Source organism: Acinetobacter tianfuensis, from assembly GCF_003611465.1.
In the GTDB taxonomy this organism is placed as follows: domain Bacteria; phylum Pseudomonadota; class Gammaproteobacteria; order Pseudomonadales; family Moraxellaceae; genus Acinetobacter; species Acinetobacter tianfuensis.
In genome coordinates this window covers 188,141-209,060 of the sequence record NZ_RAXV01000002.1, presented here as the reverse complement: position 1 = coordinate 209,060, position 20,920 = coordinate 188,141, and the positions used below count along the sequence as shown (strand labels likewise).

19 protein-coding genes are annotated in these 20,920 nt (G+C 43.1%); 9 read left to right on the top strand and 10 right to left on the bottom strand.

From position 1 onward, the window contains the following. Positions 1 to 98 precede the first annotated feature (98 nt). From purD to D7V32_RS02395, 8 genes are all read right to left on the bottom strand, one after another. The gene (purD, locus tag D7V32_RS02430; protein ID WP_120401328.1) at positions 99 to 1,382 is read right to left on the bottom strand and encodes a phosphoribosylamine--glycine ligase; all 1,284 of its coding nucleotides are present in this window, start codon (positions 1,380 to 1,382) and stop codon (positions 99 to 101) included. Positions 1,383 to 1,512: 130 nt separating this feature from the next. Beyond that, positions 1,513 to 3,087: a bifunctional phosphoribosylaminoimidazolecarboxamide formyltransferase/IMP cyclohydrolase gene (gene purH, locus D7V32_RS02425; protein WP_120401327.1), complete on the bottom strand. Its 1,575-nt coding sequence runs from the start codon at positions 3,085 to 3,087 to the stop codon at positions 1,513 to 1,515. Between the two features lie 89 nt (positions 3,088 to 3,176). Further along, on the bottom strand, positions 3,177 to 3,446 hold the full coding sequence (gene fis / locus D7V32_RS02420) for a DNA-binding transcriptional regulator Fis (protein ID WP_001086304.1): 270 nt from the start codon (positions 3,444 to 3,446) through the stop codon (positions 3,177 to 3,179). Between the two features lie 382 nt (positions 3,447 to 3,828). Further along, positions 3,829 to 4,716, bottom strand: coding sequence for a DUF3426 domain-containing protein (locus tag D7V32_RS02415; protein WP_120401326.1), 888 nt, complete (start codon positions 4,714 to 4,716; stop codon positions 3,829 to 3,831). Between the two features lie 19 nt (positions 4,717 to 4,735). Further along, entirely contained in the window at positions 4,736 to 5,638 is a 903-nt protein-coding gene (gene prmA, locus D7V32_RS02410; protein ID WP_120401325.1) for a 50S ribosomal protein L11 methyltransferase, read from the bottom strand. Positions 5,639 to 5,773: 135 nt separating this feature from the next. Continuing rightward, positions 5,774 to 6,655 (bottom strand): bile acid:sodium symporter family protein, encoded by an 882-nt coding sequence (locus tag D7V32_RS02405; RefSeq protein WP_120401324.1) that lies wholly within the window; start codon positions 6,653 to 6,655, stop codon positions 5,774 to 5,776. 115 nt (positions 6,656 to 6,770) lie between these two features. After that, positions 6,771 to 7,661, bottom strand: coding sequence for a bile acid:sodium symporter family protein (locus D7V32_RS02400; RefSeq protein WP_120401323.1), 891 nt, complete (start codon positions 7,659 to 7,661; stop codon positions 6,771 to 6,773). A 153-nt stretch (positions 7,662 to 7,814) separates the two neighbouring features. Next, a complete protein-coding gene (locus tag D7V32_RS02395; RefSeq protein ID WP_120401322.1) occupies positions 7,815 to 8,165 on the bottom strand; it encodes a hypothetical protein in 351 nt (116 codons plus the stop codon). Positions 8,166 to 8,423: 258 nt separating this feature from the next. Between D7V32_RS02395 and mnmG the strand changes: the two genes are divergently transcribed. From mnmG to D7V32_RS02380, 3 genes are all read left to right on the top strand, one after another. After that, positions 8,424 to 10,304 carry a tRNA uridine-5-carboxymethylaminomethyl(34) synthesis enzyme MnmG gene (gene mnmG, locus D7V32_RS02390; protein ID WP_120401321.1) on the top strand — a complete coding sequence of 627 codons (1,881 nt, stop codon included), beginning with the start codon at positions 8,424 to 8,426 and terminating at the stop codon, positions 10,302 to 10,304. Between the two features lie 394 nt (positions 10,305 to 10,698). Next, positions 10,699 to 11,901, top strand: a complete 1,203-nt coding sequence (gene mhpT, locus D7V32_RS02385) for a 3-(3-hydroxy-phenyl)propionate transporter MhpT (RefSeq protein WP_120401320.1) — start codon at positions 10,699 to 10,701, stop codon at positions 11,899 to 11,901. A 129-nt stretch (positions 11,902 to 12,030) separates the two neighbouring features. Continuing rightward, positions 12,031 to 12,357, top strand: coding sequence for a hypothetical protein (locus D7V32_RS02380; RefSeq protein WP_120401319.1), 327 nt, complete (start codon positions 12,031 to 12,033; stop codon positions 12,355 to 12,357). Between the two features lie 94 nt (positions 12,358 to 12,451). Here the strand turns inward: D7V32_RS02380 and glnG are convergent, their stop codons facing one another. Then, positions 12,452 to 13,930, bottom strand: a complete 1,479-nt coding sequence (glnG, locus tag D7V32_RS02375; RefSeq protein WP_120401318.1) for a nitrogen regulation protein NR(I) — start codon at positions 13,928 to 13,930, stop codon at positions 12,452 to 12,454. Continuing rightward, on the bottom strand, positions 13,917 to 15,026 hold the full coding sequence (gene glnL, locus D7V32_RS02370) for a nitrogen regulation protein NR(II) (RefSeq protein ID WP_120401317.1): 1,110 nt from the start codon (positions 15,024 to 15,026) through the stop codon (positions 13,917 to 13,919). Before glnL ends, glnG begins: the two co-directional genes overlap by 14 nt. Before the next feature lie 351 nt (positions 15,027 to 15,377). Here glnL and rimO point away from each other — a divergent pair, with 351 nt between their 5' ends. The 6 genes from rimO (at position 15,378) to ispC (ending at position 20,920) form a co-directional block, all read left to right on the top strand. Beyond that, positions 15,378 to 16,721, top strand: coding sequence for a 30S ribosomal protein S12 methylthiotransferase RimO (gene rimO, locus D7V32_RS02365; protein ID WP_120401316.1), 1,344 nt, complete (start codon positions 15,378 to 15,380; stop codon positions 16,719 to 16,721). Positions 16,722 to 16,772: 51 nt separating this feature from the next. Beyond that, complete coding sequence (gene pyrH / locus D7V32_RS02360; protein WP_120401315.1) at positions 16,773 to 17,501, top strand: UMP kinase; 729 nt, start codon at positions 16,773 to 16,775, stop codon at positions 17,499 to 17,501. A gap of 80 nt (positions 17,502 to 17,581) precedes the next feature. Next, positions 17,582 to 18,136, top strand: coding sequence for a ribosome recycling factor (gene frr, locus D7V32_RS02355; RefSeq protein ID WP_120401314.1), 555 nt, complete (start codon positions 17,582 to 17,584; stop codon positions 18,134 to 18,136). A 6-nt stretch (positions 18,137 to 18,142) separates the two neighbouring features. Then, positions 18,143 to 18,895, top strand: coding sequence for a polyprenyl diphosphate synthase (gene uppS, locus D7V32_RS02350; protein ID WP_120401313.1), 753 nt, complete (start codon positions 18,143 to 18,145; stop codon positions 18,893 to 18,895). 3 nt (positions 18,896 to 18,898) lie between these two features. Further along, positions 18,899 to 19,723: a phosphatidate cytidylyltransferase gene (locus tag D7V32_RS02345; RefSeq protein WP_120401312.1), complete on the top strand. Its 825-nt coding sequence runs from the start codon at positions 18,899 to 18,901 to the stop codon at positions 19,721 to 19,723. Then, positions 19,724 to 20,920, top strand: coding sequence for a 1-deoxy-D-xylulose-5-phosphate reductoisomerase (ispC, locus tag D7V32_RS02340; RefSeq protein WP_120401311.1), 1,197 nt, complete (start codon positions 19,724 to 19,726; stop codon positions 20,918 to 20,920).

The following is a 20,920-nucleotide window of genomic DNA, read 5'->3' as shown; positions in this document are numbered from 1 at the left end:
AATAAATTAAAGCGCATTTTTAGAAAGTATTTGTTTGATATTTAATTGAATATATCAAAAAACCCCGCACTTAGCGGGGTTTTTATTCTTAAATCTAATTAAGCATTTTCACGTGCAATTGCGCGGTAGCCAATATCTTTACGGTATTGAACACCATCAAAAGTCACTTTTTCACAAAGTTCTAATGCTTTGGCTTGCGCTTCACCAATGGTATTACCCAGTGCAGTCACACAAAGTACACGACCGCCAGCAGTCACAATGTCGCCATTCTCAAGCGCTTTCGTACCTGCATGGAAGACTTTCGCATCTGCCATTTCTGTGTCTAAACCAGAAATTACATCGCCATTGCTCGACGTTTCAGGGTAGCCTTTAGATGCTAAAACGATACCTACAGTCTTACGCTCATCCCATTCAGCTTCGGCAGGTAAGTTACCCGCAATACCTGCTTCAACCAAATCAACTAAAGATGATTTTAAACGCATCATGATCGGCTGAGTTTCAGGGTCGCCAAAACGGCAGTTGAACTCGATCACTTTAGGTTGACCTTGTTCATCAATCATCAAACCTGCGTATAAGAAACCTGTATAAATGTGACCGTCTTTTTTCATACCTTCAACGGTAGGACGCATCACTTCATTCATGGTTTTTTCAAACACATCAGCAGTCACGACAGGAGCAGGAGAGTAAGCGCCCATACCGCCCGTGTTTGGACCTTGGTCACCTTCAAAGATACGTTTGTGATCTTGTGAAGTTGCCATAGGCAAGATGTTGTCACCATCAATCATACAAATGAAAGATGCTTCTTCACCTGCAAGGAATTCTTCGATGACTACGCGTGAGCCAGCATCCCCAAATTTGTTGCCTGCAAGCATGTCATCAATGGCATCAAATGCTTCTTGATTGGTCATGGCAACGATTACGCCTTTACCCGCAGCAAGACCATCAGCCTTGATCACAATTGGCGCGCCATTTTTTTCAACAAAAGCTTTCGCTGCATCTACTTCTGTAAACACGTCATAGAAAGCAGTTGGAATGTTGTGGCGTTTAAGGAAGTGCTTCGCAAATGCTTTAGAGCCTTCAAGCTGCGCAGCAAATTGAGTAGGCCCCCAAATTTTTACACCAGCCGTGCGGCAAGCATCTACAACGCCATTTACAAGCGGTGCTTCAGGGCCAACAACGATTAAATCAACTGCATTGTTTTTAGCGAAGTCGATAATCGCAGTATTGTCTAAAATGTTAAGCGCAACATTTTCACATTTTGCTTCTGTTGCAGAACCTGCATTGCCTGGAGCAACAAAAACTTTTGCAACTTTGTCGTCTTGTGCGATTTTCCATGCAAGCGCATGTTCACGACCGCCATTACCCAAAACTAAAATATTCATGATCAAAAATCCTTCCAGAAATAAGAATCCCCCTAAATCCCCCTTTGGAAAGGGGGACTCCCTTCGTTCTATTATGATATAGAAAACCCTCCTTTATTAAAGGAGGGCTAGGGAGGATTTAATATATTAATTAGTGACGGAAATGACGCATGCCAGTGAATACCATTGCAATACCAGCTTCATCAGCAGCAGCAATGGTTTCTTCATCACGCATAGAACCGCCCGGTTGGATAATGCATTTGATACCCGCTTTCGCAGCGTTATCAATACCATCACGGAATGGGAAGAATGCATCAGATGCCATTACAGCGCCTTCAACCACTAAACCAGCATGTTCAGCTTTAATCGCAGCAATACGAGCAGAGTTAACGCGGCTCATTTGACCTGCGCCCACACCAATGGTTTGACGGTTTTTAGCATAAACAATTGCGTTTGATTTAACGTATTTCGCAACTTTCCAAGCGAAGATCATGTCATCGATTTCTTGTTCAGTTGGTGCACGTTTCGTCACAACTTTTAAGTCATCTTTCGTGATCATGCCTAAGTCTTGGTCTTGAACCAATAAACCGCCATTGACACGTTTGTAGTCAAGTTGAGCTTGACGCGCGTCAATTGCAGGAAGTTCGCCGCATACAAGTACACGAACGTTTTTCTTCGCGCCAGTCACTTCAAGCACGCCGTCAGCAACGCTAGGCGCAATGATCACTTCAACGAATTGACGATCAACAATGGCTTGTGCAGTTGCAACATCTAATTCACGGTTGAATGCAATGATGCCGCCAAATGCAGATTCAGGATCTGTTGCATAAGCAAGGTCATACGCTGCTTGAATACCGTCTAAAGATACCGCAACGCCACAAGGGTTTGCATGTTTAACAATCACACAAGCAGGTTTTGCAAATGATTTTACACATTCAAGTGCTGCATCTGTATCTGCGATGTTGTTATAAGATAATTCTTTACCTTGTAACTGTTTTGCAGTTGAAACAGATGCTTCAGTTGCAGTTGCTTCTACATAGAAAGCAGCAGATTGATGCGGATTTTCACCGTAACGTAAATCTTGTGCTTTGTTCAATTGCGTATTGAAAGTACGGGCAAATTTATCTGCTTCGCCTTCTTCTTTACCAACACGTGCGCCTAAGTAAGAGGCGATCATGCCGTCGTATTGAGCAGTATGTTCAAATGCTTTAACAGCAAGGTCAAAACGTGTTGCATAAGATAAAGCACCCTCAGCTTTAAGCTCAGCAACGACAGTCGCATAGTCAGCAGCATTTACAACTATACCTACAGATGCATGGTTTTTCGCAGCAGCGCGAACCATAGTCGGACCGCCGATGTCGATGTTTTCGATTGCATCAGCAAGTGAACAGTTTGGTTTAGCAACTGTTGCAGCAAATGGGTAAAGGTTAACAACAACTAAATCGATCGCATCGATGTTGTGTTCAGCCATTACTTCTTCGTCTAGACCGCGACGAGCCAAGATGCCGCCATGGATTTTAGGATGCAGTGTTTTTACACGGCCGTCCATCATCTCTGGGAAACCCGTGTGCTCTGAAACTTCAACTACGGCAACATTGTTGTCTTTTAACAACTTATATGTACCGCCAGTAGATAAAATTTCTACCCCAAGAGCAGCAAGGTCTTGTGCAAATTCAACAATACCAGTCTTGTCAGACACAGAGATTAAAGCGCGTTTAATAGTCATGATCTTCGTCACAGTTTTCAAGATTTAAAACAAATTAGCTAATATACAGGTAAAAAAAATGCCCGCGGAAGCCGCAAGCATTTTATCATTTATTCACTCATTAAACCGTGAGCTTTTAGCTTTTTACGTAAAGTACCACGGTTTAAGCCGAGAATTTCAGCAGCGCGAGTCTGGTTGCCGCGAGTGTATTCTAGAACAACAGATAGAAGAGGTTTCTCCATTTCTGCCAGCACCATGTCATAAACTTGAGATGGTTGTTCGCCTTGCAATTGTGCAAAGTAGTGGCGAACTGCGCGATCTACGTGAATACGAAGAGCGACATCAGATTGTGCAGTAAAAATAGGAGATTTGCTATTCATGCGAATTAATCCGAAAAATCTGAATATCACTTGGGTAAAAGTGATATATATAAAGTGGTCTAAAAATTTAAATGAACTCCGTTTTAGATCCTAAAACGGGTAGTTCTAAAACTGTACATTTAGCATGCCACAACTCGTCAAAATGGTCGAAAAATAAGCGTAACAATAGTTAAACATTTGTTACAGACCATTTTTAAAACAAAAAAATCTGCTCTATACGCTATAAATAAATAAAGCGCATTTTGCTGATGTTCTATTTGTATTAAAAAGACTGAGGAGATTGCAGCACAAAGCTTTCGTGGCGCGTATCATACCATTGTCTAAGAAAAAGTGAGCAAGAAAACTGCATTTTTTTTACTTTTTTTTATAGTTTTTTTCAATTTTACGGACGAATAATTTCTAGAGTATAGCTGTCAAAGCTTTTACGTGAGTGAGGCAGAGTAAATTTAAGACGGAATGGCGTATTGGTTGGAATACGTTTGATGCTGGAAAGACTGCCGATCAAATATTCCTGCGGCTGCAGATTGTAAACTGCAAATTCTTGACCATTGTCTTTAAGCTTGACGCGTATTATAGGTAAAGACAGGCTGCGGGTGTGGAAGTTGACCAATTCACCGCTGAACGTCACTTCATTCTTAGCTGTAGGTGAAACTTTAACCTTTTTTAGGTTAAGCAGCATGTACTGTTCATCAAATTTAGAACAGTTAAATACAGAACATACACTATTAAATGCGGCGCTCATAATTGGGCTGCCATTTAAATAGTGAGGATTAAACCAAAAAAACTGGAACAGCAGTGTGCTGAATAGCAAAATGTTGACTAGAGTCCAGCCAAAATAGCTGAGTACAGAACGTTTTTGCTTTTGCTCTTGTTTGTCTGACCAATTCAGGGCAGGGAAGTTGCCAATAGGGTCTGTACTAAAGTAGTTCAGGTTGTTCAAATAGGTTTTTAAGTCAATGTTGGAGTTTTCGACTTTTTTGTCAAAAATTGCCAGCATGCCGTTAGTATTTGCTTGGAGCGGAGAAGGCAGATTGTCTGCCTCCCTATTTACTTTTTCGACATCTACAGGCTCTGTCGTCATGACAGGCTTCATTGCTTCATTTAATGAAGGAATGAATTGTTCTTTGTTAACGTTAAGTAAATAGCTTAAAGCATTAAACGTATTTGAACATTTTGGACAGCAAACCATCCCTTGCGACATCGTCAACTGTGCGACAGATATCCTGTAGGTGGTAGAACACGATGGGCAATAGGTCTGTTTGCTGCTCATAATTGTTTACATAGCTGAATTAATAAGAATGACGTTTACCAGAGATGCGGCACCAGTATTCATCACGAATTTCGACCTTCAATATATCAAAGAATTTGCTATAAATGTTAGAAACATCAGCAACTTGCTCTTCTATTACACCTGCAAGTGCGAACTCTCCCTCAGATTTAATTAAAGTTGAGAATTCCTTTGCAAGCATCATTAGCGGTCCGGCAAGAATGTTTGCAACAAAGACATCTACTTTCTCATTTTTCAGCTCTTCGTTGAATTCTTCCGGCAGGCCGACATATAGGCGGTCAAGTACACCATTCAATTCGGCATTTTGCTGGGTTGCTAAAACGGCTTGAGGATCAATGTCTGTTGCATAAACTTTTTTTGCGCCGAGCAGCAGGGCAGCAACACCTAAAATGCCTGAGCCGCAGCCATAATCGATGACGACTTTATCTTTTACGTCTGTTTGACCGAGCCATTGCAGGCAAAGGAAAGTAGATGCGTGATTCCCTGTGCCAAAAGCTAGGCCAGGATCAAGCTTAATGTTGACAGCATCGGCTTCAGGCGCTTGCATCCATTCAGGCACAATCCAATATTTTTCACCAATTTGGATCGGCTCATAAGCATCCATCCATGTGCGTTCCCACGCTTGGTCTTCTAGGAATTCATGGCGCACAGGCGCCTCAGGCAATTGTGCGGCAACAAAGGTCAGCAAAGCATCTACATCAATTTCTTCGCCGTCTTCTTGTGCATAAATACCTGTCACAATGACTTTGTTCCAAAGCGGTGTTTCACCCGGAAGCGGTTCAAGCAGGTCCTGATTCTCAGCATCATCTAAAGTTACGCTGACTGCGCCTAATGAACTGAGTAATGTCTCAGTGAAATCTACTTGCGCTTGATCAACAGTAATATGAATTTGCAGCCACTTCACAGTAAGGAACCTAATTTTGTCTTCAAAAAAGCTATTGTAGCGGAACTTGCTTGGTATCGCCTATATTTTAAGAGGCTCTGAGCAAAATAAAAGGACGCGCTTTGCATCCTTTTATTTTAAAAACATGGTGCAGTTTTATATTGTTTCAGCTTTTGCAGACGGGATTGGCGCAAATTTGCTGAGCATTAATCCAAATAAGGCTGCAAAAATATACATGAAAATAGAGTATACGGCGGCAGGCATGGCGGCTGCAGAGCTCATCATGACGGTAAGTGCAATAGTCATGGCTAATGTACTGTTGTGAATGCCAATTTCAAATGCGCAAGCGCGGGCCTGCGTGCTGCTGATCCCGGCTAAGCGCGGTACAAAGTAACCGATAGTTAAGCTGCAGATACAGAAAATTGCTGTTGCGGCGCCAACTTGTGTTAAATAGGTCATAATATTTTCTCGTTCAGCAGCTATTGCGCCAACGATAATTAAAATCAGGAAAATGACAGCAAAAATGCGCAGCGGTTTACTGAGCTTTTCGGTTAGGCGCGGTGAATAGTGCCGAATAAGCATGCCAATAGCTACAGGGACAATGATGATGCTGAATACCTGCAGGATTTTTGAAAACTGCAGGGTGATTTGCTGACTTTCTTGCATAAAATGCGCAATGGAAAAATTGACAATTAAAGGCAGCGTAACTGCAGCTATTACAGAGTTAATTGCAGTTAAAGTAATGTTCAGCGCTAAATCGCCTTTAAATAAGTAGCTGAACAGGTTTGCTGTGCTGCCTCCGGGAGAGGCGGCTAAAAGCATGAGGCCAACGGATAATAGCGGCGGCAAATTGAAAATTTTACATAAGGCAAATGCAATGCTGGTCAATACAGCAAGCTGGCAGAATAGTGCAAGCAGTACCGCTTTCGGGTGTTTGCTTACTCGTGCAAAATCTTTAAGAGTAAGCTCTAAGCCTAATCCAACCATAATAATGGCGAGGGCTAAAGGGAGCATAATCGTAATAATTTGTGAATTCATCCTAAATCCTTCATTGTCCGTTTTTTATCATTATGTGCTTTAAAACTATCCGCTGTGCAGGTGCTGTTGAAACTCCTTTTTTGTAAAGAATTATAAATTAAGAATTTAAGTGTTTTTATTTGGCCTGTTTCGTCTGCGAAATAGCCAGACTGCCGTTTTCTTTACGTGTTAAAAATAAACCGAAACCGATTGCAAATATATACATGTAAATCGAATATACGCCTGCTGGAATAGCAATTGTTGTATTGGATAATACAGATAAAGCAATAGTTAGAGAGACTGCGGTATTGTGGATGCCGATTTCAAATGTACATGCCCGAGCTTGGCGTTCAGGAATGCCAGCGAGATGAGGAATTAAGTAACCAATGAACAGGCTGCTGAAGCAAAATAGCCCCATAGCAATTCCGACATCGATAAAATAAAGGATGACATTTGAACGCTCTTGGAAAAGGGCGTAAATAAAAATGCTTGTAAGAAATAGGATCGACAGCATGCGCATCGGTTTATTCCACTGGCGCGCAATTTTAGGAAAATGGTGGCGAATCAGCATACCTAAACAAACAGGAATAAATACAATTAAGAAGACTTGGGCAATTTTGGCGACAGGCATGCCGATGGTCGTGTCTGCGCTTAAAAAATACAGCAGAGATAAGTTGACAATAAAAGGCAATGTAAAGGTGGTAATTAAGGAATTAAGGGCAGTTAATGTCAGGTTTAGCGCAACATCGCCTTTGAAAATATAGCTGACTAAATTTGCAGTCGGGCCGCCGGGAGAGGCGGCTAAAAGCATCACGCCTACAGAGAGCAAAGGCTCTAATTGAAGTACTGTACAGATGAAAAATGCAATGCCGACAAGAACAATCAGCTGGCAGAACAGCGCAATAAATATTGCTTTCGGGTAGCGTCCTACACGTAAAAAATCCTTAACTGTCAGCTCTAAACCAAGCCCCATCATCATAAATGCTAAAATGACCGGCAGAAAAAATACAAATATGCCCGAATCCATGGAATATCCTTGTTTTTATCATCCTTTGGCATTGAGTTTAAACAAGTTAATTAATTTATCAATAAAGAAAAAGGGCAAAAAATAGGTACTTTGCCCTTATGTTTGAGTGAAATGTGAGATGGCTGGCATTCATTCGTCGCTTTTCATGCTCAGCTATTTTGGACGCGGCGGTGAAAATCCGAGTGCGCATTTTCCGTAAATTTCTTTGCCCTCAATATTTATAGATTTTACGTTTGCATCATTTAGACAGATTGAGTTGAGCTCTGCTTCATTGCCTGTTAATCCAGCTTTGCTGGAGGAGCTGAAGAATTGAGGTTCACATGTGCCATTCCAGATAATGCCTCTATAAGCAAAGCTTACTTCAGCGCCTTGTGATTTGCCTTTACAGACTTGCTGGAACTTCGTGCTGTTATAGATTGTTTCGACTTTGTCATTTGCTGCAGCTGAAAATGACGCGAAAAAAGAACCGCACAGTAAGGTCGAGAGCAGCATCGTTTTAATCATTGCTTTTATCCTTTTATTTTCTGTGGATCAAACTTCAGCATAAAAGATCGGCTGTGCTGTACAAGGGTAATCAGGTTAATTTTGCTGAAAAAGTGTTTTATTTTGCTGAAAAATGCTGCAAAGCGTATTTGCTGTTGAAACTGTGTATACCAGCTGAGACTGGTAAAATACAATAAAAACGACTGAATCAGTCAACTTATCTCTGAACTTTTGCTATAATCTTCGGTCATCCATTTTTTGAAATCTCTCCATACCACTATGCATTATCCTAAAGTTTACGATGTCATTGTTATCGGCGGCGGTCACGCAGGTACCGAAGCGGCTCTAGCTGCGGCGCGCATGGGCCGACAGACTTTGCTCTTAACTCATAACATTGAGACTTTAGGGCAGATGAGCTGTAACCCTGCGATTGGCGGTATTGGCAAGTCGCATTTAGTGCGTGAAATTGATGCTTTGGGCGGCGCAATGGCTTTGGCTGCGGACAAAGGCGGTATTCAATTCCGTATTTTAAATTCGCGTAAAGGCGCAGCAGTACGTGCAACCCGTGCGCAAGCTGACCGTGTGCGTTTTAAAGCGGCCATTCGTGAGACTTTGGAAAATCAAGCGAACTTGGATATTTTTCAGCAAGCAGCGGATGACCTGATTGTAGAAGGCGATACGGTTAAAGGTGTTGTCACTCAAATGGGTGTGCGCTTTGATGCGAAAACTGTGGTATTGACGACAGGTACATTCTTAGGCGGTGTAATTCACATTGGCCTAAATAACGCGTCAGGCGGCCGTGCGGGTGATCCGCCGTCTATTTCATTGGCTGCGCGTTTACGCGAATTAAACTTGCCTGTAGGCCGTTTAAAAACGGGTACACCGCCGCGTATTGATGCGCGTTCTGTCGATTTTTCTGTCATGACAGCGCAGCCGGGAGATTTCCCGTCGCCAACAATGTCATTCATGGGTGATGCTTCCATGCATCCTGAGCAAGTGAACTGCTATATTACCCATACCAATGAAAAAACCCATGACATTATCCGCGGAGGCTTAGACCGTTCACCAATGTATACTGGTGTAATTGAAGGTGTAGGTCCACGTTACTGTCCTTCAATCGAAGATAAAATTCATAAATTTGCCGATAAAAACTCGCATCAAGTATTCCTAGAGCCTGAAGGTTTGGATACGCATGAGCTTTATCCAAACGGCATTTCAACATCATTGCCATTTGATGTGCAGTTTGAGCTTGTCCGCTCGATTCGCGGTATGGAAAATGCGCACATTCTGCGTCCGGGCTATGCAATTGAGTATGACTACTTTAACCCGCAAGCCTTGAAGTTTTCTTTGGAAACTAAAGCAATTAATAACCTGTATTTCGCTGGTCAAATTAACGGTACAACAGGTTATGAAGAAGCGGGCGCGCAAGGTTTGCTTGCTGGTCTGAATGCTGCACGCCGTGCGTGGGATCAAGAGCAATGGACACCTAAGCGTGATGAAGCGTATATGGGGGTATTGGTAGACGACCTGATTACTTTAGGTACGAAAGAGCCGTACCGTATGTTCACGTCGCGTGCGGAATACCGCTTAATGCTTCGCGAAGACAATGCAGATCAGCGTTTAACTGCAATTGGCCGTGAAATGGGGCTGGTAGATGATGCGCGTTGGGATGCGTTCTGCCAAAAAATGGAAGCGGTAGAAACAGAAAAAGGCCGTTTACAGCATCTTTGGGCAGCGCCAAATAATCCGCTAGGTAAGAAATTTGTAGAAATGACAGGTGATGACCTGTCTAAAGAGACTTCTGCAATTGATTTGCTTAAACGCCCGAATATCAACTTTGCGCAAATTGCAGAATTAACGGGTTCTGAAGTATCTGCATTTGTAGGCGAGCAAATTGAAATTGCGGTGAAATATGAAGGTTATATCAACCGTCAGCAAGAAGATGTCGCGCAGTTGAAGCGTTTAGAAGAGACTAAGATTCCTGCTGATTTTGATTATGATGCGGTTTCTGGCCTTTCACGTGAAATTACCTTGAAGCTGAAAGATGTGCGCCCTGAAACACTTGCTCAGGCAAGCCGTATTCCGGGTGTTACACCAGCGGCAGTGCAATTGGTGATGATTACGATTCGTAAAAATGCCAATGCTAAAAAATCTGCTTAAGCTTTTAAAGTGAAAAAAACCCGCTGAGTGCGGGTTTTTTTATTTGTATTGATATGCCGCAGGTGTTTTATATGCTTTGCTGCTATTTATTCGATCTTAATAGCAGCGTTTATTTAAAGTTAAATACTGGCGTTGATCTGAAAAAGCGGAATGATTGTATTTCGCTATCATGGCATAGCTGTAATCTTTTGTTGTATTAAGTTTTTGATATATAAGTCTAAATTAAAATAATAAGAGTCAAAAACTATTGATGTGCAATCTTTTGAATCTTAATTGGCTTGTTGGTCTGTCTTTAATCCGACCATTGTAGTGGTATTTATTGTGATTCATTCGGCAGAAAATGCCTTGGCAGGCAGTAGAGGGCTGTCTGTGTACTATGGATAGGGGGTGAATTATGGCACAAGTACAAACGGGGAAAATGCAAAAGTTTCTAACGGTATTTTTGTGTTTCTGGGTGGCGTTTTTTGAGGGTTTTGACCTGCAGGCGCCTGGAATCGCGGCGAAAGGAATTGCGGCGACATTTTCATTGGATCAAGTGCAAATGGGCTATGTGTTTAGCCTAGGTGTATTTGGTATGCTGTTTGGCGCATTTTTTGGCGGCCGCGCAGCAGATTATTTAGGGCAAAAGAAAATGCTAATGCTTTCAATTGCAATATTTGGCGTATTTATGTCGATTACGGCATTAGCGCCAAGCATTGAAGTTTTGTATATTGCGCGTTTCTTTACGGGTTTAGGTTTGGGGGCTGCAATGCCGACCATGATTTCAGTGGTGGGTGACGAAGCGAATGAGTCGAACCGCGGCAAGTTAAATAGTTTAATGTACTGCGGCTTGCCTGTAGGCGCCATTTTTGTTGCTGGTTTGGGTATCTTGTTTAAAGATATTTCATGGCATGCCATTTTCTTAATTGGCGGTTTAGCGCCTTTAGTACTGATTCCATTCATGGCGTTTATTTTAAAAGATAAACCAAAAGCTGTTGTGGAAGTGAAAAGCGCGGAAACTGTACCGCCAATGGCGCAAGTATTGTTTGCTGAGAAAAAATATAAATATACATTGCCGCTGTGGGTAGGTTTCTTCTTTACGCTTATGGTGAACTATATTTTAATCAGCTGGCTGCCGAACTTGCTTATGGAGCAAGGTTTGGAGAAGCAGCAGGCATTCATGATCATGCTGGTGTTTCAAGTAGGCGCTGTCATTGGTACGCTTGGTTTTGGCTACTTGCTGGATCGCCTAAAGTTGTGGCAAATGTCGGTATTGATTTATACAGGCTTGTTTGTGGCGCTATTTGCTTTATTCACCACAACGTCTATTCCTGTGCTGATCGTTGCAGGCGTAATGGGCGGTATTTTCTCTACAGGCGGTCAATCGATCCTTTACGGTATTTCACCAATCTTCTACGCTGGCGCAGGTAAAGTGACGGGTGTGGGCAGTGCAATTTCTTTGGGCCGTTTGGGTGCAATGACAGGGCCGTTATTAACAGGTAAAATTTTAGCTTTAGGCTTGGGTACAACGGGTATTTTGGTGGCAAGTGCCCCAGGGATTGTGCTGTCAGCTATAGCGATTGCAGGTTTGTCTGCATATAAGGCAAGTCAGAAATAATTGCATCATTAAGCATTGAACGAAAAGGAGGCTCGGGCTTCCTTTTTTATGCATATTTAGATGTAAATTCTTTGGTTCAAAATAGCTCATTTGTTAATATAGCCTAGATTTAATAACGATGAAGCACCTATGGCATATCAACTTATTCAGCTTGCGGTCCAGCCAACTGATAATATTGCTTGCCCGCATTGCCAGCAGCAAGTCATTGATTGGGCTGAAGAGCAGTATATTCAGCCATGTGAGCATACTTTGTTTATTGCGATGGATATTGGTTTTGAGTACATTACGGATGAGTTTGAAACGACTATGCGCCGTAATGTGGATGATTTGCATGCGAATGATGATCAAGTGATTATGCTGGATGAGCTTAAAGCGGCTGCTTTTGATCATTACGTGATTTATCAGTCTGACTTGGGTATTGAAGGCTATTCACGTTATATTGGCTTTACCGCTTAAGGCTAAGCAGGCCTTTTTGCAGGACTAGGCGTTTGAGGCATTAAAAAAGCTAACTTTGGAAAGTTAGCTTTTTATTTTGGAAAAATATGAAAGTTTAACCTTCAACCTCTTCTTCAATGTCATCCTCGGTGCTGTCCATGCCAAGCTCTTTCAGCTTGCGGGTCAGCGTGTTGCGTCCCCAGCCAAGAAGTTCGGCGGCATGGCGTTTGCGGCCGCGTGTTTGCTGCAGGGCTGCATTAATCAGTGTGCGTTCAAACATTGGCGTTGCAATGTCTAAAATTTTCATCTCGCCATTTTTCAGTTTTTGCACAGCCCATTGGCCAAGCATCTCATCCCAGTGATGAATAGAAATGCGGTCTAGGTTATGCGGAGCAGGTGCGCCTTCGCCGCTTTGATGGATTGGAATCTGTTTCAGTTCGGAAGGCAGATCTTCAGGGTAGACTTCACGGCCAGTAATCATCACTGTTAACCAGCGGCAGGTATTTTCCAGCTGGCGAACGTTACCCTGCCAAGGGAGCTTTTGCATGTATTCCTGAGTTTCAGCGCGTAAAATTTTCGGACTTACCCCCAGCTCTTTACCTGCGCGTGCAAGGAAGTGCTGTGCCAGCATTGGAATGTCTTCGCTACGGTGCGCCAGTTTAGGAATGTGAATGCGGATAACATTTAGACGGTGGTACAAGTCTTCACGGAAGCGGCCATCTTGTACGAGTTTTTCTAAATCTTGGTGGGTTGCAGCGACAATACGCACATCGACTTTAACGGGAATGTGTCCGCCTACGCGGTAGAACTCACCATCGGCCAATACACGTAATAAACGTGTCTGTGTTTCAAATGGCATGTCGCCAATTTCGTCTAGGAACAGCGTACCGCCATTGGCTTGTTCAAAGCGGCCTTGGCGCTGTGTGTTTGCGCCAGTAAATGCGCCTTTTTCATGACCAAATAATTCGGTTTCAATCAAATCTTTTGGAATGGCGGCCATGTTCAGCGCAATAAAAGGTTTGCTGCTGCGCGGAGAGTGGCGGTGCAGGGCATGTGCAACCAGTTCTTTGCCTGTGCCAGATTCACCGTTAATCAGCACAGTAATGTGTGATTGTGATAAACGGCCAATCGCGCGGAAGACTTCCTGCATGGCAGGCGATTCACCAATAATTTCAGTCGACTGAATTGGCTGAGCGGTTTTCGCTGATTCTTGCTGCTGCAGCTTAGTAATGTGCAAAATTGCGCGGTTGACTAATGCAAGCGCTTCGTCAATATCAAAGGGTTTAGGCAGGTACTCAAAAGCGCCAGTTTGGTAGCTGGAAACAGCAGACTCTAAGTCTGAATGCGCTGTCATAATAATGACAGGCAAGTCAGGGTATTGGCCTTTTACTTTACCTAGGAATGTTAAGCCGTCGATACCGGGCATGCGGATGTCGGTTAAAATGACATCTGGCGCATCTAGGCTCAGCTGATCTAAGGCTGATTGGGCTTCTTCGAAACTGGTAACGTCAAAACCTTCTTCTTTGAAGGTTTTTTCCAGTACCCAGCGCATTGCGCGATCGTCATCTATAACCCAGATTTTATTTCGCGGCATGATCCGACTCCCAAGGTAAATATAAGCTAAAAATGGTTTGACCAGACACAGATTGGCATTCAATCATCCCGTTGTGCTGGTGCATGATGTTTTGTGCGATGCTCAGTCCTAAACCAGTGCCTTTCGCTCGGCCAGTCACTAATGGATAAAACACCGATTCTAATATTTCTTCAGGAACGCCTGGCCCGTTGTCTTCTATATCAATACGCACTGCAGAGCGTTTCAGTACGCCATTAATAGTGACAAGGCGCTGAATGCGGGTACGTAAAATCAGTTCAGGCTGATGGTTTGTGAAGAATTCTTTATTTTCGGTCATAGCCTGTACGGCATTGACGCTGATATTGAGCATGACTTGAATCAGCTGGTCACGGTCAGCCATGACATCAGGCAGTGACAGGTCATAATCACGGGTAATTTTAATTTTCTTTTTAGTTTGATTGACAATGAGCGCGCGCACCCGTTCCAGCGGTTCATGTACATTCACTGGTTCATAACTTGGCAGCTGGCGTGAGCCAAGCATGGTGTCGGCTAAATTGCGCAGGCGGTCAACTTCGCTGATGATAATGTCGGTGAATTCGCTGTACTGAGGATCATTTAAACTGCGGGCCAGCAGCTGTGTCGCGCCGCGAATGCCGCCTAGCGGATTTTTAATTTCATGGGCTACACCGCGGATCAGCTGGCGGGCAACTTGATGCTGCTGAATAAAGTTCTCTTCTTTAGAGATTTTCAGCATACGGTCAATTGGATTTAATTCAATAATTAACAGCGGGTGATACGGTTTCCCTGAGTTTAGCTGTGAAACAGTATAGTCCACATGCATTTCTTTGAACTTTACATTAATGGTTGCTTCACGGCGCGTGTATGGCTGGCCAGTCGCTAAAGTGTTGTTCAGCGCTTCTTCTGTATTGAATTCATCGTTTGGCATATGTAAAAGATTCAGTACAGGCAAGCCCTCAGCGCGAAGTAAGCTAATGTCAAATAATGCTTCGCAAGATGAGTTCAAATAAAAAATATTAAGCTTACTATCGACCAGTAAAATTGCTGTCGTTAAATTATCTACAAGTAAGCGATAATCGATAGTCATGGGCTGATCCATTAGCGGTGAGTTCCTGTTTTAAAATAGCGCAATGGCATCTTCATAAAGCATTTGTGTGTCAGTGTTTGGACTGAATTGATGCAGATTAAGCAAAATGCACGCCAACTTTTATGAAATTGGCTTAAATTTTATGGTGAGTTAAGCAAAATGCGCTGAATTTAGCCTTTGTTTAAAAGGTATAACGAATTAAAAAAGTGCTGTAAATAAAAAATGATTCAAGATGGTGCATAAATGTTTATATGGTTAGATTTATGGCATTATTTTGGTGCGTGATATAAAGAGTATCCTTTTCACCTGTTTTTATGAAGCGAAAAGACATACAATACGCGCATTCTAGTGGAGCGCAGATTCATGAAATCCCCCAAAGTCGGTTTTGTTTCTTTAGGTTGTCCTAAGGCATTGGTAGATTCCGAACGAATTTTAACTCAGTTAAAGACTGAAGGTTATGATGTAGCGTCAGATTACGACGGTGCAGATTTAGTTGTTGTAAATACCTGCGGTTTTATTGAATCTGCAGTGCAAGAGTCTTTGGACGCGATCGGTGAAGCGATGAGCGCAAATGGCCGTGTGATTGTCACAGGCTGTTTGGGTAAAGACGAAGACAAAATCCGCCAAATGCATCCAAATGTTTTAAAAGTAACAGGTGCGGCGGCATATCAAGACGTAATGGAAGCAGTGCATCAGTATGTGCCTGAACCTCCAAAACACAATCCATTTATTGACCTGGTGCCAGAGCAGGGTGTCCGTTTGACGCCTAAGCATTATGCATATTTGAAAATATCAGAAGGCTGCAACCACCGCTGCACATTCTGTATTATTCCAAGCATGCGCGGTGACTTAGTTTCACGCCCTGTCGGCTCTGTATTAAGTGAAGCTCAAGCTTTGAAGAAAGCTGGCGTAAAAGAAGTGCTCGTTATCTCCCAAGACACTTCGGCTTACGGCGTGGACACAAAATACAAGCTGGATTTCTGGAACGGTCAGCCTGTTAAAACTAAATTCTATGACATGTGTGAAGCATTGGGCCAATTGGGTATTTGGGTGCGCCTGCACTATGTATATCCGTACCCGCATGTGGATGCTGTTATTGATTTAATGGCGCAAGGCAAAATCCTACCGTATTTGGATATTCCATTCCAGCATGCAAGTCCTAAAATTTTGAAACTGATGAAGCGTCCTGCGCACAGTGAAAATACTTTAGAGCGCTTGAAGCTTTGGCGTGAAAAATGCCCTGATTTAGTGATTCGTTCAACATTCGTTGTTGGTTTCCCTGGTGAAACCGAAGAAGACTTCGTCATGTTGCTTGATTGGCTGAAAGAAGCGCAGCTTGACCGTGTTGGCTGCTTTACGTATTCGCCAGTTGAAGGCGCGACTGCAAACGACCTGCCGGATCATGTGCCTGAAGAAGTGAAGCAAGAGCGTTATGAACGCTTCATGGAAGTTCAGCAAGAAATCTCTGCTGCAAAATTGCAAAAGCGTATCGGTCAAAAAATGACAGTGCTTGTGGATGGTCTTGAAGATGAATTCCCAGTTGCAGTTGCGCGTTCTTATGCAGATGCGCCTGAAATTGACGGCAACGTATTTGTTGAAGACATCGATAAGTCTCTGATTAAAGCAGGTGATCTGCTGGAGGTGGAAATTACCGATGCAGACGAGTATGACCTGTTTGCGAAGCTGATCAGCATTAAGTCCGCTTAAGCGCTGCATACGAATAATATTTTAGATTAGATATAGGTATTGGAGTTTTAGATGATGGACTCAAAAAAACCGCGTTATGAACGTATTTTGCTGAAACTTTCGGGTGAAGCGCTTGCTGGCAATAAAGATATGGGTATCGACGCGCAAGTGCTTGATCAAATGTCTTTAGCAATTGCTCACTTAGTGGGTTTAGGCGTACAGGTTGGTATCGTTGTTGGCGGCGGCAATTTGTACCGCGGCAGCCAGCTGCAAAAAGATGGTTTGGTTGGCCGTGTAACAGGTGACCAAATGGGCATGCTTGCAACTGTCATGAATGGTTTGGCTTTGCGTGATGCATTGGTTCGCCGCAACATCAAAACTCGTTTAATGTCTGCATTGACAATTGGCGCGGTGGTTGAGCCATACTCAAGCCGTGATGCAATCCGTCATTTAACACGCGGTGAAGTGTGCGTATTTGTTGCAGGTACTGGCAACCCATTCTTTACAACAGACACAGCTGCATGTCTGCGCGGTATCGAAATTGAAGCGAATTTGATCTTGAAAGCGACAAAAGTAGATGGCGTATACAATAAAGATCCAAGCAAATTTGAAGATGCTGTGAAATATGACACATTGACTTTCGACCAAGTATTGGATGAAAAGCTGGGTGTGATGGATTTAACGGCAATTTGCTTATGCCGTGACCACAATGTGCCGCTTCAAGTATTTGATATGAATAAATCAGGTTCATTGCTGTCAGTAGTTATGGGTGAAAAAGAAGGTACTCACGTTACGAATTAATGTACGTGGGGCCTAAAGCTCTTTATACTACAGACTATTTTAGTCTTATCTCTTATTAAAAATTCAGTAAGGAAGATCACATGATTAACGATCTTAAAAAAGATGCCGAAGACCGCATGAATAAATCATTGGAGTCTTTGGAGCATGGTTTTGCAAAGGTTCGTACAGGCCGTGCGCATCCATCTATCCTAAACGGTGTTATGGTTCCTTACTACGGTTCAGACGTGCCATTAAACCAAGTTGCAAGCGTTGGTGTTGAAGATTCACGTACGCTGATTGTTCAGCCATTTGAACGCAATATGGCGGGTGCAATTGATAAAGCAATCCGTGAATCAGATTTGGGTTTAAATCCAATTTCTTCTGATTCGATTCGTGTGCCAATGGCAGCTTTGACTGAAGAAACCCGTAAAGATATGCAGAAAGTTGCGCGTAACGAAGCTGAAAATGCGAAAGTTGCAATCCGCAACATCCGCCGTGACGTTTTGGGTGATATCAAAGCATTATTGAAAGAAAAAGAAATTTCTGAAGATGATGAACGCCGTGCAGGTGATGATATCCAGAAAATTACAGACAAATTTGTAGCAGAAGTGGAAAAACGTTTAGCTGCGAAAGAAGCTGAATTGATGAAGGTCTAAGTTTGAATGACCCCATCTGAAGAAACTTCCCGTCTTCCGAAACATGTTGCCATCATCATGGATGGCAACAATCGTTTTGCCAAAAAAAATCAAATGCAAAAAGGTGAAGGACACCGTTCTGGAAAGGACATTCTTGACCCGATCGTAGAGCATTGCCGACAAACAGGCATTCAAGCGCTGACCGTATTTGCTTTCTCTAGTGAAAATTGGAACCGTCCTCAATTTGAGGTCGAGCTGCTGATGAAACTGCTGGAAGAAACCATTCACGAACAGCTGTCCCGCATGGAAAAATTCAACATTGCATTGCGCTTTATCGGAGATCGGTCACGTTTATCTCCAGAATTGCGTGCGCTTATGTTGCATGCTGAAGAAAGGACTGCTAAGTTCACTAGCATGACGCTGACCATCGCTGTAAGCTATGGCGGCATGTGGGATATGGCGCAAGCTGCGAAGCAGATTGCGGCAGATGTTCAGGCAAATAAATTAACGCTTGATGCGATTGATGTTGATGTATTTGGTCAATATGTCAGTATGAGTGATTTGCCCGCAGTAGATTTATTAATTCGTACAGGCGGTGATTTCCGTCTTTCAAATTTTCTATTGTGGCAGGCCGCTTATGCAGAGCTGTATTTTACACAGACATTATGGCCTGAGTTTACCGTCGAAGAATTAGAGGATGCCTTTGCAGTCTTTGCAGGGCGTGAACGCCGCTTCGGTAAAACATCAGAGCAAATTCAGCAAGCGACACTTGAGAATTAATAAATGTTAGAGCGGATTATTACCGCATTGGTTTTGGTTGCAGTTGTACTGAGCTGTATGTTTGCTTCGTCTTCTCATTATCCAATGTTTGTGCTGATGATCATTGCAGCAGGGGTAGCTGGCTATGAGTGGTTTAAACTCATGCCTAAAAAATCAGAAAATGCGAATAAGCCGCTGGCATGGTGCTATGGCATAGCGGCAGCTGTGCTTTCAGCTTTGGCGCTCAGCTATACAGATGTGGCGCTGCTGCTTTGGGCTGCGTCTATTTTGACGTGGGTTCTTAGCGTGTATTGGGTGAAGTCTTATCCTGAATATGACAGCTGGTATAATCCTTCTTTAAATGTTATTGGCTTTGTTTTAGTTTCTGCCGCTGTTACTGCCATTTATTCGGTATGGCAAAGTTCACCGTGGTGGCTGATGTACTTGTTCTTGCTGGTTTGGGGAGCAGACAGCGGCGCATACTTCGTTGGACGCAAACTAGGCAAAAAGAAACTTGCAGCAGATGTAAGTCCAAATAAATCTGTAGAAGGTTTATATGGCGGCGTAGCGACAGCTATGCTGATCGTGATTGTTGTGGAAGTGATTTATTTAGATTTAAGCTTGGCTGAACACGCGCTCTTTTTAATCCTTTCTGTTATTACGGTTTTCAGTTCTGTATTGGGCGACTTGTTTGAATCAATGATCAAGCGCCGTGCAGGCATTAAAGACTCTGGCCGTATCTTGCCGGGACATGGCGGTGTCTTAGACCGTATCGATTCATTATTGGCAGCAGCGCCTATTTTTGCTGCTGGCTTATATGTTTTAAAACTTATTGGCGTAGATTTATAAATGACACAATCTGTTTGTATCTTGGGTGCAACGGGTTCTATAGGTCAAAGCACCTTAAAGATCCTGCAGCAGCATCCGCAAGAGTATTCCGTTTTTGCAGTCACAGCGCATAGCAGAATTGTAGAACTGGTCGAAATTTGCAAACAGTACAAGCCTAAAATTGCTGTTGTTCCGCCGCATAAAGTGGATGAGCTTCATCAGCTGTTCGTGCAGCATCAGCTGGCCGATATTGAAATATTATCTGGCGAAGCTGGATTGATTGCAGTTGCAGAACATGCTGAAACAGATGTGGTTATGGCAGCCATTGTCGGCGCTGCTGGATTGCTGCCGACATTGGCTGCAGTAAAGGCTGGTAAGCGGGTATTGCTTGCAAATAAAGAAGCGCTTGTAATGTCGGGTGATATTATGATGCAGGCTGCTTTAGAAAATAATGCAGCATTATTGCCAGTAGATTCAGAACATAACGCAATTTTCCAATGCTTACCGCAAAACTATTTCAGTGCAGAACGTAACGGACAGCCTAAATTAGGTGTATCGCAAATATTGCTGACGGCTTCAGGCGGTCCATTTTTGCATCATACAATTGAGCGGCTGCAGACGGTGACGCCGGCCCAAGCCTGTAAGCATCCGAACTGGTCTATGGGGCAGAAAATTTCTGTTGACTCTGCAACTTTGATGAATAAGGGCTTAGAGCTGATCGAAGCTTGCCACTTATTTTCAGTGAAAGAACATTTTGTAACAGTAGTTGTTCATCCGCAGAGTATTATTCATTCCATGGTGCAATATGTAGATGGTTCTACATTGGCGCAAATGGGCAATCCAGATATGTGTACACCTATTGCGCATGCATTGGCTTGGCCTGAACGTATTCAGACACATGTGCCTGCGCTGGATTTATTTCAGCATTCACAGCTGAATTTTGAAGAACCTGATACTGTGCGTTTTCCTGCTTTACAGCTTGCACGCCAAGCAATGAAAACGGGCGGTATTACGCCGGCAGTTTTAAATGCAGCCAATGAAATCGCGGTGGACGCATTTTTGCATGGAAAAATTGGTTTTATGCAGATTCCTGAAATTGTGGAGCGGACCTTAAACCGTATGGAAAATAAAGCCGCTGCCAGTTTGGAAGTAATTGTGCAGGCGGATCAAACTGCGCGTTCAATTGCTCAGCAATTGGTGATGGATAAAGGAAGCTAA

Excerpts from the sequence above, each read along its gene's own strand:
- purD (WP_120401328.1), bottom strand. The coding sequence starts at position 1,382 with ATGAATATTTTAGTTTTGGGTAATGGCGGTCGTGAACATGCGCTTGCA.
- purH (WP_120401327.1), bottom strand. The coding sequence starts at position 3,087 with ATGACTATTAAACGCGCTTTAATCTCTGTGTCTGACAAGACTGGTATT.
- fis (WP_001086304.1), bottom strand. The coding sequence starts at position 3,446 with ATGAATAGCAAATCTCCTATTTTTACTGCACAATCTGATGTCGCTCTT.
- D7V32_RS02415 (WP_120401326.1), bottom strand. The coding sequence starts at position 4,716 with ATGAGCAGCAAACAGACCTATTGCCCATCGTGTTCTACCACCTACAGG.
- D7V32_RS02405 (WP_120401324.1), bottom strand. The coding sequence starts at position 6,655 with ATGAATTCACAAATTATTACGATTATGCTCCCTTTAGCCCTCGCCATT.
- D7V32_RS02400 (WP_120401323.1), bottom strand. The coding sequence starts at position 7,661 with ATGGATTCGGGCATATTTGTATTTTTTCTGCCGGTCATTTTAGCATTT.
- D7V32_RS02395 (WP_120401322.1), bottom strand. The coding sequence starts at position 8,165 with ATGATTAAAACGATGCTGCTCTCGACCTTACTGTGCGGTTCTTTTTTC.
- mnmG (WP_120401321.1), top strand. The coding sequence starts at position 8,424 with ATGCATTATCCTAAAGTTTACGATGTCATTGTTATCGGCGGCGGTCAC.
- mhpT (WP_120401320.1), top strand. The coding sequence starts at position 10,699 with ATGGCACAAGTACAAACGGGGAAAATGCAAAAGTTTCTAACGGTATTT.
- D7V32_RS02380 (WP_120401319.1), top strand. The coding sequence starts at position 12,031 with ATGGCATATCAACTTATTCAGCTTGCGGTCCAGCCAACTGATAATATT.
- glnG (WP_120401318.1), bottom strand. The coding sequence starts at position 13,930 with ATGCCGCGAAATAAAATCTGGGTTATAGATGACGATCGCGCAATGCGC.
- glnL (WP_120401317.1), bottom strand. The coding sequence starts at position 15,026 with ATGGATCAGCCCATGACTATCGATTATCGCTTACTTGTAGATAATTTA.
- rimO (WP_120401316.1), top strand. The coding sequence starts at position 15,378 with ATGAAATCCCCCAAAGTCGGTTTTGTTTCTTTAGGTTGTCCTAAGGCA.
- pyrH (WP_120401315.1), top strand. The coding sequence starts at position 16,773 with ATGATGGACTCAAAAAAACCGCGTTATGAACGTATTTTGCTGAAACTT.
- frr (WP_120401314.1), top strand. The coding sequence starts at position 17,582 with ATGATTAACGATCTTAAAAAAGATGCCGAAGACCGCATGAATAAATCA.
- uppS (WP_120401313.1), top strand. The coding sequence starts at position 18,143 with ATGACCCCATCTGAAGAAACTTCCCGTCTTCCGAAACATGTTGCCATC.
- D7V32_RS02345 (WP_120401312.1), top strand. The coding sequence starts at position 18,899 with ATGTTAGAGCGGATTATTACCGCATTGGTTTTGGTTGCAGTTGTACTG.
- ispC (WP_120401311.1), top strand. The coding sequence starts at position 19,724 with ATGACACAATCTGTTTGTATCTTGGGTGCAACGGGTTCTATAGGTCAA.